Annotated in this window: 11 protein-coding genes and 1 pseudogene; 2 read left to right on the top strand and 10 right to left on the bottom strand. The window is 32.7% G+C overall.

Annotation, left to right across the window (positions count from 1 at the left end; all coding sequences use genetic code 11):
- Positions 1–3: 3 nt before the first annotated feature.
- The 8 genes and pseudogenes from KA867_RS08335 to KA867_RS08300 form a co-directional block, all read right to left on the bottom strand.
- Positions 4–504 (bottom strand): TspO/MBR family protein, encoded by a 501-nt coding sequence (locus tag KA867_RS08335; RefSeq protein WP_204170916.1) that lies wholly within the window; start codon positions 502–504, stop codon positions 4–6.
- A 48-nt stretch (positions 505–552) separates the two neighbouring features.
- Positions 553–2,052 (bottom strand): NAD-dependent epimerase/dehydratase family protein, encoded by a 1,500-nt coding sequence (locus tag KA867_RS08330; RefSeq protein WP_204170918.1) that lies wholly within the window; start codon positions 2,050–2,052, stop codon positions 553–555.
- A gap of 191 nt (positions 2,053–2,243) precedes the next feature.
- On the bottom strand, positions 2,244–2,438 hold the full coding sequence (locus KA867_RS08325) for a hypothetical protein (RefSeq protein WP_204170938.1): 195 nt from the start codon (positions 2,436–2,438) through the stop codon (positions 2,244–2,246).
- Between the two features lie 138 nt (positions 2,439–2,576).
- A pseudogene (gene isaB, locus KA867_RS08320) lies at positions 2,577–2,891 on the bottom strand (immunodominant staphylococcal antigen IsaB family protein); the annotation flags it as partial.
- A gap of 316 nt (positions 2,892–3,207) precedes the next feature.
- The gene (locus KA867_RS08315; RefSeq protein ID WP_204170920.1) at positions 3,208–3,573 is read right to left on the bottom strand and encodes a DoxX family protein; all 366 of its coding nucleotides are present in this window, start codon (positions 3,571–3,573) and stop codon (positions 3,208–3,210) included.
- Between the two features lie 9 nt (positions 3,574–3,582).
- The gene (locus tag KA867_RS08310; protein ID WP_204170922.1) at positions 3,583–4,587 is read right to left on the bottom strand and encodes an NADP-dependent oxidoreductase; all 1,005 of its coding nucleotides are present in this window, start codon (positions 4,585–4,587) and stop codon (positions 3,583–3,585) included.
- 3 nt (positions 4,588–4,590) lie between these two features.
- Complete coding sequence (locus tag KA867_RS08305) at positions 4,591–5,256, bottom strand: SDR family oxidoreductase (protein WP_204170924.1); 666 nt, start codon at positions 5,254–5,256, stop codon at positions 4,591–4,593.
- 21 nt (positions 5,257–5,277) lie between these two features.
- A complete protein-coding gene (locus KA867_RS08300; RefSeq protein WP_002511752.1) occupies positions 5,278–5,961 on the bottom strand; it encodes a type 1 glutamine amidotransferase domain-containing protein in 684 nt (227 codons plus the stop codon).
- Between the two features lie 77 nt (positions 5,962–6,038).
- Between KA867_RS08300 and KA867_RS08295 the strand changes: the two genes are divergently transcribed.
- A complete protein-coding gene (locus KA867_RS08295; RefSeq protein ID WP_021339344.1) occupies positions 6,039–6,386 on the top strand; it encodes a helix-turn-helix domain-containing protein in 348 nt (115 codons plus the stop codon).
- 885 nt (positions 6,387–7,271) lie between these two features.
- On the opposite strand, the gene KA867_RS08290 is transcribed toward KA867_RS08295, so the two are convergent.
- Both KA867_RS08290 and KA867_RS08285 read right to left on the bottom strand, forming a co-directional pair.
- Complete coding sequence (locus tag KA867_RS08290) at positions 7,272–7,727, bottom strand: MarR family winged helix-turn-helix transcriptional regulator (RefSeq protein ID WP_107383505.1); 456 nt, start codon at positions 7,725–7,727, stop codon at positions 7,272–7,274.
- 85 nt (positions 7,728–7,812) lie between these two features.
- Positions 7,813–10,662, bottom strand: coding sequence for a YhgE/Pip domain-containing protein (locus KA867_RS08285; RefSeq protein ID WP_107386111.1), 2,850 nt, complete (start codon positions 10,660–10,662; stop codon positions 7,813–7,815).
- Positions 10,663–10,879: 217 nt separating this feature from the next.
- Between KA867_RS08285 and KA867_RS08280 the strand changes: the two genes are divergently transcribed.
- Complete coding sequence (locus KA867_RS08280; RefSeq protein WP_210137667.1) at positions 10,880–12,973, top strand: amidase domain-containing protein; 2,094 nt, start codon at positions 10,880–10,882, stop codon at positions 12,971–12,973.
- Positions 12,974–13,151 lie beyond the last annotated feature (178 nt).

Genomic DNA, 13,151 nt, shown 5'->3' with positions numbered 1-13,151 from the left:
AATTTAATGCTCAGATTTCGCTGTATAGCTTGGGTTATCTTTATTTAAATACCAATTACCAGCTGTTAAATAAGTAGCAAAAGCGCTCCAAAGCATATATGGAACTAGTAAAATGCCAGCAACTTTTTTTACATTGAAAAATTTTACAGTTGTTGTAACTACTGCGCCCAGTAATACAACACTCTCTATCAACGCACTAAAGCGTAATTTATATTTGAAGTATAATATCGACCATAGATAATTCAGGCTTAATTGTGAGTAATAAGCACCTTTCAAAGCCTTACTATTAGATTTATTAGTCACTAATGCATAAGCTACGCCCATCGTTGTATAAAGTATTGGCCACACAATTGGAAAGACATAGCCGGGTGGTGAAAAAGGTGGTTTAACATTATTTTTATAATCTTTTCTCGCGTTTTTCACTGCAAATTTCCCTATAAATTTACCACCTGTAATTGGTGTTATAACTTTTATAATTGTTTTAATTATCTCGTTTGCTTTCATAGTTGATCCCCTCTTTTTTGTAAAAGTAACTAGCCTTTATTTTAGCCGTTACAATTCGGCATTGGACATGTTATTTTTTCTAGCTAAATACTTTTTCAATCCATATACTTTCAAAACAATTGCACCTGTAATAACAATTGGCAAAATAAACTTCTTCATATTAAAGTATTCTCCTTTATTATTTTTTTGGCTATTAATCTTGAATTTAAAAAGATTCATTACACTTTTATGAACTTTTGCTTGGGTATACTTATATACCCACCAAGGTAACGTCGGTTCATATTCTTGTAACGCTATGATACATGCGTCACTATTAGGTAATCTTCTAAACTCTAATCTCGCATTACCACCATCTGAATCTAAAGCGAAATCTCCACCAACAATTCGGTATAAAATTCTCTCATTATTAGAAGCTTTAAAATCTTTACTTAATAATAGTAAGTCCTTATTTAAACACGGAACACTAATCGTAAAGTTATCTTCGTTAAAATCACTATTAACGACATTTAATGTAATTCTATTTAAAAAATTTGCATATGATTCTGCCAATTGAATCATATTTACATCTTTAGGTAAGACTACCCTTGATATTGCTCTAACATCTTTAATATCGCCCTTACGTGATGACTTCCCTTTCTTTTGTGTCTTAGTTTCTTCTTCCAAGGCATTACGCACACTTTCCTTATAATCAATCTTGCCTATAGAAATGTCTTTCACAATATTTTCATCATTTCTAATCATATCATGAATTAAGCTATCCATTAGTGGATAAACCATTTCTTTTGGGACACCTGAAATAAGTTTCACCCAATATTTACTTAGCCAAATGGGAATAATAGGCAAATCTATCGTAGGTAATCGTTTATCTAGTACCTCTGCAGTTTGCTTGAATAGATCTTTATAAGTCATATGACTAGGTCCACCAATATCTATCGATTCGTTCTCATTTGGATTACGCTCTACAATTTTATATAAACCGTCAATCACGTCGTCTATTGCAACTGGCAATGTTGTATTATAAGCCCATTTTGGCAGTAACAGGCCAGGTAATCTATCCACTAATTTTTTTAATATAGGGTAAGAACTTCCTTTAGAGCCTATAATCAAACCCGCTCTTAAAGTACTTACTGGTACACCATATGATCCTAAAATCTGTTCGCACTCTAAACGGCTTCTTAAATGTGGTGATAATTCACTTGTATTAGGTATCAAACCACTCATAAATACAATATGCTGAACTTTGTTATAACTAGCGGCTTTAGCAAAATTATCAGCTAATAATGCATCCATATCTTCAAAGCTCGCCTGCGTCAACTTAGCTGAAGGCATCATAGAATGGACAAGATATATAGCGATATCAATATCCTCCATTACCTCAGTGATTTCATTTAAATCAAACAAGTCAGCTGCCTTCCAAGTAACATTGTGTTCATTTGATTTATTTTCTATATTTCTAGAAATAGCTATAATTTCATAGTTATCTTTTAATTTATTCATTAAGTGACTACCGATATATCCCGAAGCGCCTGTTAATAATATTTTTTTCATATATTTAGCCTCCAAATAGAAAAAGATGGGCAGGTAAACTTTACCTCAGCTCATCTTTAACTTAACGAGCTCACTTGCTCATTATCTTAATTGACAAGAGCTCCAAGTCTCTTACTTAATATTGTACCCTTCTTAAAGCTTTTCAGTCTTTATTAGCAAGAATTATGAATTAAGTCTACGAATCATCACAATTATCTAAAAAAGGGGATAATCTTACTTGCTTTAATGATGTCACTAGTATAAAAAAACTCTTTCCCCTTTCCTGTATAAGCTAGAATTAGTATCATATTTGCTTTAGCGCTATATAACCATTCTGGATTTAAACCAGAATTCAATATATCTTGATATTCTTGAAAAATATTTTCCCAATTTAAGTTTATTTTCATTAATTTACCTCCTGAAAAAGCTCCCATTCGATTGTCATCAATTTCTACACTCACTTACCTATTTCCACTTCACAAAAAATTTAAAACTGAAATGAACAATTTTTCGAAAAAGGTTTTTCAAAACCTAAATAAATGTAATAATGGAAACAATTCATTATTCGTTTTATGATTAGAAACCTCGTAATATGTTGGATCGTGTAAATCTTTATTATTTTTAGCTAATGCATTTTTAGTAATCTTGTGATTATTAATCTTGAAGTTATCAGCTTTTTGAGATGTTTTAAAATTCTTATCTAGAATAAAATTACTTTGATTTGCTGTATAACCACTGTAACTATAATAAGGTTTCACAGATTCTTGCGCATGTGCTTGAGTGATATTAAATAATTCGGGCGTTACGAAAAAGCACAAAACTAAACTACTAGCTAAAATAAAGTTAGAAACTTTTTTCATAAAAACCCTCCCTCATATTTGTCTTACAGGTCACGTTATTACATTAATGTTACAATGTTGCGATAGCATCACATGATAAAATACATTTTTTTATTTCTTCTTACACTCATACACGCAAATTAACTTATGCTTTTCTTAATTTAGAAGCTTATCACTATAGAAAAATTGAAAAGTAAATGTCTGATATGAGCTTATTTAAACAAAGAGCCCATAAGCGTTGTCAAGAGAATCATTTGATATACGTCGATTTTAAGTGTAAATATTAAAAAATCGCCTGGAACAAAAAGTAATGTTCCAGGCGTGGCTATGATAAGTCTTATAATAGTTTCGCAAGTGCGACCATGACAAATTGTAATGGTAAACGAATGACATGCTGCTTAACACTATCTGTTTCATCTCTTTCATCTTTGTAAGAGATGTTCTTACGTGCAGCGTAAATATTTGCAGGAAATACGAGCCAAAGGAATCCTTGTACTACTTTTCTTACGCGTGATCTATTTTTATCACTGAGTACATAAAAAGCAATTATAAATTCTAATATGCCCGAATACTTAACTATTGCGTGTTTGAAAGGTAAATAGGACGGCACGATTTTTAAAAACATATCTTTATTTTTAAAGTGTGCAACACCACTTTTATAAAACAGTAAACTAAATATGAATCTTACGATGATATTTTTCATAGTCTTCTGCTATTCTTCAGCGACTTTGACAACTTGTTTACCAAAATTCTCTCCTGTGAATAACTTTCTAAATGCAGAAGGTAAATTGTCAAAACCTTCATCTATCGTCACTTCAAATTTAATTTTACCTTCAGACACCCATTGTGCGAGTTGTTCGCTTGCTTCTTTAAAATGATCAGCGAATTGTGCTACTACAAAACCTTGCATCAATGCTTGATTTTTAATCAACGTTCCTTGGATACGTGGTCCAATATCGTCTTTTTCATTATTATATGCTGAAATTGCACCACATACCGGAACGCGTGCAAATCGATTTAAGTATTTAAACACTTTATCAGAAATTGCGCCGCCTACATTTTCAAAATACACATCAATACCATCTGGTACAGCCGCTTCGAGTTGCTGTGCGAAATCATCTTGTTTATAGTCAACGGCCGCATCAAATCCTAATTCATCTGTTAAATATGTTGTTTTCTGCTTACCACCAGCAATACCGACAACTTTTGCGCCTTTAATCTTAGCAATTTGTCCTACGACAGAGCCTACTGCACCTGATGCAGCTGACACGACAACCGTCTCGCCAGATTGTGGTTGACCAATTTGAAGCAATCCTGTATAGGCCGTCATTCCCGGCATGCCTAAAACACTCAAATATAAATGTAATGGTACATCTTTTGATGGCACAGGGGTCACATCGTCTCCATTCACTGTATTTATCTTTTTCCATGGTAATACGCCTGTGACATAATCGCCGACAGATAGACGTTCATCGTTCGATTGTGTGACTTTTCCAACAATATGACCTTGTAATGGCTCATTCACTTGGAAAGGTTGAACATAACTTTTTGTATCATTCATTCTGCCTCTCATGTAAGGATCTACAGATACATAAATGGATTCTACTTGAACCTCACCTGCATGTGGTTCTCGAGTTTCTATTGTTTCAAATCTAAATACATCGTCTTGAGGGATACTTTGTGGTCGTTTTGCAAGTACAACTTGTTGATTATTCATTTATTATTCCTCCAGATATTTAGTCGTAGCGTCTGATAATGACAAATCACCGTTGATGATTTGGAATTCGTGACCTTGTAATGCTTCATCAGTTAATACAGAAACAAGCACTTCTGCTACATCTTCTCTTGTAATAGACGGATTTTGTACATTTTCAAATTGCGCACTCATATTGAATTGTTGCGTTTCATGTTCGTTTGTTAAAGTGCCTGGATGTACGATGGTATATTTTAAATTTGCATGTCTTAAGTAGTCATCCGCATAATGTTTTGCAATGGTATATGGTTTCAAGTCGCCTGACGCATCAAACGCTTCTCGACGTGAGTCGTACGTTGATACCATAACAAAGTGTTGACGACCGACGTGTTCACTTGCTTTAATTGCTTTCACTGCACCGTCTAAATCTACTATGATTGTTTGATCGTCACCTGTGCTTCCACCAGAACCGACGGAAAAAAGGATTTGATCATACGGTTTAAATAATTCTATTAATTCATCAATAGATTGTTTTGCGACATCAATGTAAGTTGCATCGATACCATCTGCTTTTAAAGATTCAACTTGTTCTTCTTTTCTAACACCGGCAGTAAAATCAACATCTCGTGCTTTCAGTTTACGTATAAGATGTTGACCGACGCCACCATGAGCGCCAATAATTAATGATTTCATGTGTATCGCTCCTTTATGAAATTATTGATTAGCTAAGATTTTTAAAGCATGTTCAGCAACAGCATGTCCTGATTGAGGATTTTGACCAGTCACAATGCGACCATCTACGACTGCGAAATTGCTCCAGTCATCCTCTTTTTTAAAATGTGCACCGTTACTAATAAATTCGTCTTCTAATAAATATGGCATGTATTCAGTTGTACCATTTGCTTGTTCTTCACTATTTGTAAAACCAGTCACGTCTTTATGACGAACCAGGTAATCGCCATTTTCTTTAATATCGAGTAGACCAGCCGCACCATGACATACAGAAGAGAGAATGCCTTGGTTATTGTAAATACTTAACGCAATGTCGTTAAGTTCTTTGTTATTTCTAAAATCCCAAATCGCACCATGTCCACCTGCAAAGTAAATGGCTTGATAGTCGCTAGGATTAACCTCTTTTGGAGATAATGTTTGTCCAAATTTATTCATATAATCATGATCCGTGTAGTATTCCCAGTCCTCAGCTCCCATCATTTCAGGGTTAAGACTGATAGGATCAAGAGGCACATATCCACCGTTCGGACTTACGAAATCAACATCATAACCTGCGTCATAGAAATCTTTCGCAAAGTGTGTAACCTCTGAGAACCACGCACCCGTAGGTCTGTCTAAATTATCGTATTTCGCAATGTTTGTTACAACAATTAAAGCTTTTTTCATTGTATTTCCTCCTCATTCATGTTTATATAGAGTACAATATCAGTTAAACCTTGGTTTAAGAGAAAGGATATGCTTACATGAAACAATATTACATTGAATATGTCTCAGATTATTGCAATATACCTAAAAGCAAACTGCGTTATTACGAGAAAAAGAATATCTTGAAACACATCGACAGAGATAGAAATAACAAGCGTTTATACACAGACGACGATATCGAAATGATTAAATTTATCCAGTGCCTAAGCAATTTGAATATGCCATTAAAAGAAATCCGAAAAAACACAGACATGCTTTATCAAAACAAAATAGATGTCCCAAGCGTTTTACGCGCACACCTAGAATTCTTGAACGAACAACGGAATTTGATCAGTACACATATCTACTTAATTGAACAAGAATTACAAACTGCCATGACCGAGTGACGAAGGAAAAGGAGGGTGTGAATTAAAAGAACGATGAGAAGAGTATGGAGGGTTAGTGAATGAATAAGCATAAGGAAGTTGTAGATTTTAAAGGTGGAGTGCGTAGATAAAGGACGATAGGTGGATAGGCAAAGCTAGAATGAGTCAGAAAATTGCGTCGGGTGGATAAGCTAGAATAGAATTAGTGGGCGATGGATGGATAGACTAGAACAGATTACACAAGCAATGGCGATGAAGGATAGGCATTGCTTGATTAAGGAAGTTTAACAGCAATTATTTTATTATTACTTAGTAATTTATGTGGCTTTGCAATTCTAATAAATTTATCTCCTAGAAACTTACGTGCATTATGAATAAAAGCAACTTGTGGATCTTTCGTAAGTTTATTGTTTATCTGTAAGTCCCTACTTTTTATTTGTGCTTTAATATGTTGATAATCTAATAAATCTTCACCTTTTTCTAAAAAGATATTTACAGGTTAAAGCTTACCTAAAAAAGTTTAATAGTCTTCACATCCACTTCTAAGTTAAGTACAACTTAATTTCTTGTTTTATTTATTATAGGGCTCTGCTTATCGATTTATGATGCGGTTTTTGGTTAATAAATAGCCGGTTTCAATATGAAACCGGCTAAACAAATTTTATGATTTTTATATATTGGGATAGTAACTACAATAATCTTTTAGCAATATGAACAGTAATTTTAGGATGAATGAATTAACTGATAGCAATCTACATGTATAATACAAATATGTAGCGGTTGGTTTCTTATAATAAATGACTCAATGTTCTTACTAATATGATTACGATTAATAAACGTTAAATTTTTATTTTTTTAAATATCTAAGTTACAGCGGATACTTTAATTTAGTGAAATTAACTTACTCTAGTAGTACTTTTTTAAAAATGTCTTTTCAAAATTCATGAGCTGATACATAAATTTTTCAAAATCTTCTCTAACAAAACAGCTTAATAAAAGTAATTTTATTTCTTTTGTTAAGTTGTTTTTTATTTCTTTTAATAAGCGTTCTCCATTATGCGTCAAACTCACTAATTTAGTACGTTTATCATTAGAATAAACTCGTTGCACATAACCTTTGTATTCTAACTTCTTAACACGTTTTGATGCAGCTGTCTTATAAGTACGTTGCTTATTTGCTAAGTCGTTAATCGATACTTTTTCATTATGCTGAATAAAATACATTGTTTCTATTTGTTCATAAGATAAGTAACGACCTGGTTCCAATTCTTTAACCATGTTAGTAATTGCTTTATTAATATTCGCTGTAGCATCATAGAATTGGTTAATTAATATTTCTAAGTTTCCCTCTTTATCCTCCATATTAACCTTCCTTACTAAACTATCATTTTTCAACCATCATTTATTTTTTAAAAATTAAATATTACTTATTATAAGCATAATAACTTTATTCCATTACATCACTTTCTTCAGCTTTTTCAGTTGCTTTTCTCATCAGTGGATCAGTAATTGGTTTAAAGATAACACCAATTAATAAAAATCCTATACCAAATAATGAAAGTACCACTAATTTTTTAGTTAAAATTTCAGGTACAGGTCCTCCAACTGCTTCTCTTAAAGCATCTATTGAATAGGAGAAAGGTAAATAAGGGTGAATGACTTGGAAGAACTCTGGTGTAACTTGGATTGGGAAGGTTCCACCACCACCTGCTATTTGTAGTACAAGGAAGATGATTGCAATTGCTTTCCCTGGATTTCCTAACAATGACACTAAAGTATATACAATTGAAATAAATACAAGTGATGAGAATACTGATATAGCAATAAACCATACAACAGATTCAACTTGCGCTTTCAGTATCACTATATCTCCAATTGATACGATGAGTGCTTGGATAATACCCAACGTGTAGAACAACCCACTCTTTCCTAGATAAATTTCTCTTGTCGTTAGATGTGGCTCTAATGTTTTATGTTTATTATCTGTCGTTAATAAACTTACTAGTAATAAAGCTCCTACCCATATTGCTAATGCTGTGTAAAATGGTGTGCTTGCTGAACCGTAGTCTTTCACAGGAAATATATCTTTTTGATCTATATTAATTGGATTTGCGATTACATTAGCTTGTTTTTTCAAATCATTTTTCAATAGGTCTACCATTTTATCCACTGCATCGTCGTCTTCAATCTCATCAAATAGTTTGTTCGCTTTAGCCAGATCTTTTTCAACATCTGGTAATTGATTACGGGCAAAATCTGCCAAATTGTGCAAGCTTTCTTTTGCACGTGGTTGATTTGTATCTAAAATATCTACCAAATTATCATAGCGATTAAACAGTGTTGGTATTGTATTGTTCACAGTTGCTGTTGTATCAGATAACTGTTGTTCTAAACCTGGCAAGTCATTTTCAATAAATGATGCTGCGTTAGAAACACTTTGTTTAAATTGTGGATAATAATTTTGAGCAATAGACATTGCATCCATATATCTTTGCTCAATGACTGGTAGTGCACTTTGAATCGTCTCAATTCTATCCTTACCAGTAGTTAAAATACTTTCTCCTGAATTTATAACTTGATCAATTGTGTTTAATTTCGATTGAACAGTTGATAGTTTTATATCGCCGTCATCTAATAATGACATCACATCATTAGATACATCTAATAATTTTTGGTTTAGTTCTGACTTAATATAGTTTCTTAAATCATCTAAGCTACTATTCACGCGTGGAATTTCTTTAAGTAATTCTACTGCTTCTTCTTTACCAGAACTTCCATTCGAAAGTGCTTCACTAAGTTGATTTTGTGTCTTAATTAAATTATTAATTCTATTATTTGCTGATTCTAATTCCTTAATCTCATCAGAAAGATCTACCTTTTCTCTATCTTCAAGCTCTGATAATATATCTATAAACTTTTGATTGGACTTACTTGTTACTTCAAGTCTAGATTTAATATTATCTAAAGTTTCTTTGAAATCTTTTGGCTTATCTGTAGATATAATACCGTAAGTGACATTTTTTAGCGCATTAATATCTTCTTGACTACTTTCCGCTTGTTTGTCGGTATAATTGGATAAAGATAATAATGATTTTGATAGTGAAGATTCCATTGCGCTTACATCTTCACTACTTATTGCTGTTCCATTTTGATTATTCCCAGCATTGTCGCTATTACCATTACTTATTTGCGAAGTTTTAATATTTGAATAACTATCTGACCCTTTAGAACTTTGCTGCTCAGTTTCAACATTTTCTTGTAATCGATTATTAGCATTTTGATTTGCTTCTTGTGCATTATCAACGACTTCTTGATAGCCTTCGACACGCTGTTGCACTGCAGGTAAATATCCTTGCGCTTCATTCAGGCCTTGTAACCCTGCGTCAACCCCTGCGCTTGCAAGGTCTACACCACGATTAATTTTTGGAAAAGCTTCTGGTACATCATTAGATGCAACATTCAAGGCATTTTCAATATTTGGCATGTAGTCATTTAATGCCAATATCAATTTAGCTCGCTCATTTAATGTCGGAATGGCCGCATTAACTTGGTTTAATTTATCTGCAGCATCTATAACTTCACCTTTATGATTTCCTAACGCTCTAAATTCATCAGCATAATTGTCAATCTCATCCTGATTTTCATCTAAATATATTATTTTATCAGCAAAATCATTAATTTTAGGTATAGAATCATTAGCTTTAGATACTGCATCTTCAATTTTATTTATGGTTGGAATTTCTTCCTCAAGTTTCACGCCAAGTCGATTTGCTTCATCTAATAATGCTTTTGTTACTGTCTCATTAAATTGTTCATTTGCTTTTTGAACAATGGCACTCGTCCCTGCATTTGTCATTTTAGGCGCAATCGCATTAAGTTTTTGATTCACTTTGTATTCTACGTCTGCTTGCTGTGGGTTTTTTCGAAGTGTGCCGGTAATTTGGTGCGTAAACTTCTCTGGTATGTAAATGGCCGCGTAATAATCGCCCATCTTCAAATCATGATCGGCTTTTTTTCGACTTACAAATTGCCAATCAAAGTTATCGTCTTTCTTTAGTTTATTGGTAATTTTATTGCCCACGTTCACACTTTTATCTTTAACTGTATCTCCCTTATCCTCATTTACAACAGCTACTTTAATATTTTTAGTATTACCATATGGATCCCATGTCGCTTCTAAGTTAAACCAAGCATAAAAAGAAGGAAGAAGTGCTAAACCTCCTAAAATCACTAAAACAGCAGGCGTCTTAGCAATCTTTTTCAAATCCATTATAAATAATTTTATTGCGTTCTTCATTTATACACCTCTAAAACTGTATCTATTGATTTTTCTTACATAAATTTAAAATTACTATTTGTTAATTTCATATAAGTTGATATAATGAATGCATTAACGAATTTTTCCATTTTTTAGTTGATACACATCAACTATATCTAAGTCTGTTTACAGTGTACCAAGACAAACCATAGTTTGTACATAGTAAAGTAATATATTTTAGAAAAGAGGTATTTTCATGAAGCAACAAAAATTATTAGTCTGTTTGCTTTCAACTTCTTTACTTATTCCATCATTTTCTATCAACGATGTTAGTGCCGAATCTTTAGAAAAAAGTGCCACAACTTCTGAATCAAATGACGTGTATAAGGAAAAAGATGAGGAGCAAGCTAAGCAATCGCATTTATCAAAAAATGGAAATGATGAAAAGAATAAGTCTAGTGATGAAAAGGAAAATAGTACAAAAGATGAAAGGACTACAAAAGATATTAATAATAAAAGACATAAAACTTCTGATAATGAATCATCCAACGAAAAAATACCGAGTTCATTTGAAAATTCATTTAATGATTCATCGTCTTATGATAGTTTGAATGTTTTCAAGCCAGAACCTTTTAAGAGTGACAATGATGGGCTATCTGAATTATTAAATCAACTGTTCTCTAATAATAAAATGAAACAAACTTCTACTATAGAGAATAACAATGTACAAAACGAGAAGAATGAGAGTAAAAATGATGATACATCTATAGATCAAATAAATCCAAATACGACAAATTCGGATGATAGTGACGAATCAAATACTAACAATTTAGAAAAAAATAGTGATAAGGGTTCACTACAAGGTGACATTGATGATGTACAGTCATCTGAGAAGTCAAAGAATGATGATATAGATAATAAGTCTGAATCAAACAAACTTCCAATTGATAAAAATCAAAAAAAAGATGATGGTGAGTCAAAACGATCTTCCCAACAAGATCGATCTTATGAAGAAGCAAATAATGATGCTGATGATCTAGACAACAAAGATAATGACACACCTGCTACTGAAAACGATAATGCCAACAGTGATAACGAAAATGCTGATAAATCAGATACAAAATCTGACGATAAAGTATTAGATGCAATTTTAGACGAGTATAGTGAAAATGCTAAAAATAATAAAAAACAATATGATGCTAAAAAAGATGATTTATCAAATGGAAATAGTAAAAGTAAGGAAAATAATTCTGAGAAACAGGCATCTAATACAAATGCTAACCCTCAATTACCTTCTGAATCACAATTAGCTAAAAAAGAAAAGCCAGCTCAATCATTTGAAAACGACATAAACCAATCAAACATCAGATCTACTGCAATTTTCCAACAATTGCCAAATTTATCGGATGATAGTAAAAATTCTAACGATATAACAATTACTGAAAATAAAAACACACGAGGTTTTATTAAATCAATTGCACAAGACGCTCACGACATAGGTCAAGATGAAGATATTTATGCATCTGTTATGATTGCACAAGCCATATTAGAATCTGACTCAGGAACTAGCAATCTTGCTAGTTCACCACATTTCAATTTATTTGGAATAAAAGGAGCTTATGAAGGTCAGTCGGCTACATTTAATACACTTGAAGATAATGGCAGCCATACGTTTCAAATTTCAGCAAACTTCCGTAGCTATCCAAGCAAAAAAGAATCATTGGAAGATTATGCCAATTTAATCAAACACGGCATCGATGGTAATCAGGACATTTATAAACCAACATGGAAAAGTGAAGCTTATAGTTACCGTTCAGCAACAATGCATTTGGCTACCACATACGCGACTGATTCACAATACGCGGACAAATTAAATAGTATTATCAACCACTATGACTTAACACAATTTGATAATAAAAATATGCCTGATTTAGATAAATACAAAGCGAACAACGATGATTATGATTCAGCTTTCAAACCATTTTCAGAAACAACAAATGACTCTCCTTATCCTCATGGGCAATGTACATGGTATGTTTATAATCGCATGGCACAGTTCGAGAAATATGTGAGTGGTGATTTAGGCGACGCACGAAACTGGAATAATCGAGCAGAAAGAAAAGATTATGCTGTTTCTTCAACACCAAAAGCACACACTGCCGTTGTATTTGAGGCAGGTCAACAAGGGGCAGACCAGATTTACGGTCATGTAGCTTTTGTAGAAAAAGTTAACGATGATGGTTCTATCGTTATATCAGAATCAAACATTAAAGGACTTGGTATCGTTTCTTACAGAACAATTGATGCAGATGCTGCAACTGAATTGAGTTACATTACAGGTAATAACTAGTATGTTTAAATATTCCCTTTATTTTATTTATTAAAGTGTTTAATTTAGCTTTTATTCATTCAAAATACAAATGCTCCATTCAAAGTCCCACTTACTAGTGTTCACTTTGAATGGAGCATTTTAAATATACTATATGAATTAACTCATACTAAAATACAGTATGAGTTAATATTTACAA

This window comes from Staphylococcus sp. GDH8C109P (assembly GCF_017893405.1).
Classification (GTDB): Bacteria; Bacillota; Bacilli; order Staphylococcales; family Staphylococcaceae; genus Staphylococcus; species Staphylococcus cohnii.
This window is presented reverse-complemented; position numbering and strand designations above follow the sequence as displayed.

Bases quoted from the DNA above. Each gene is read 5' to 3' on its own strand.
- KA867_RS08300 (WP_002511752.1), bottom strand. From the start codon at position 5,961: ATGAAAAAAGCTTTAATTGTTGTAACAAACATTGCGAAATACGATAAT.
- KA867_RS08280 (WP_210137667.1), top strand. From the start codon at position 10,880: ATGAAGCAACAAAAATTATTAGTCTGTTTGCTTTCAACTTCTTTACTT.
- KA867_RS08315 (WP_204170920.1), bottom strand. From the start codon at position 3,573: ATGAAAAATATCATCGTAAGATTCATATTTAGTTTACTGTTTTATAAA.
- KA867_RS08310 (WP_204170922.1), bottom strand. From the start codon at position 4,587: ATGAATAATCAACAAGTTGTACTTGCAAAACGACCACAAAGTATCCCT.
- KA867_RS08290 (WP_107383505.1), bottom strand. From the start codon at position 7,727: ATGGAGGATAAAGAGGGAAACTTAGAAATATTAATTAACCAATTCTAT.
- KA867_RS08305 (WP_204170924.1), bottom strand. From the start codon at position 5,256: ATGAAATCATTAATTATTGGCGCTCATGGTGGCGTCGGTCAACATCTT.
- KA867_RS08295 (WP_021339344.1), top strand. From the start codon at position 6,039: ATGAAACAATATTACATTGAATATGTCTCAGATTATTGCAATATACCT.
- KA867_RS08330 (WP_204170918.1), bottom strand. From the start codon at position 2,052: ATGAAAAAAATATTATTAACAGGCGCTTCGGGATATATCGGTAGTCAC.
- KA867_RS08335 (WP_204170916.1), bottom strand. From the start codon at position 504: ATGAAAGCAAACGAGATAATTAAAACAATTATAAAAGTTATAACACCA.
- KA867_RS08285 (WP_107386111.1), bottom strand. From the start codon at position 10,662: ATGAAGAACGCAATAAAATTATTTATAATGGATTTGAAAAAGATTGCT.
- KA867_RS08325 (WP_204170938.1), bottom strand. From the start codon at position 2,438: ATGAAAATAAACTTAAATTGGGAAAATATTTTTCAAGAATATCAAGAT.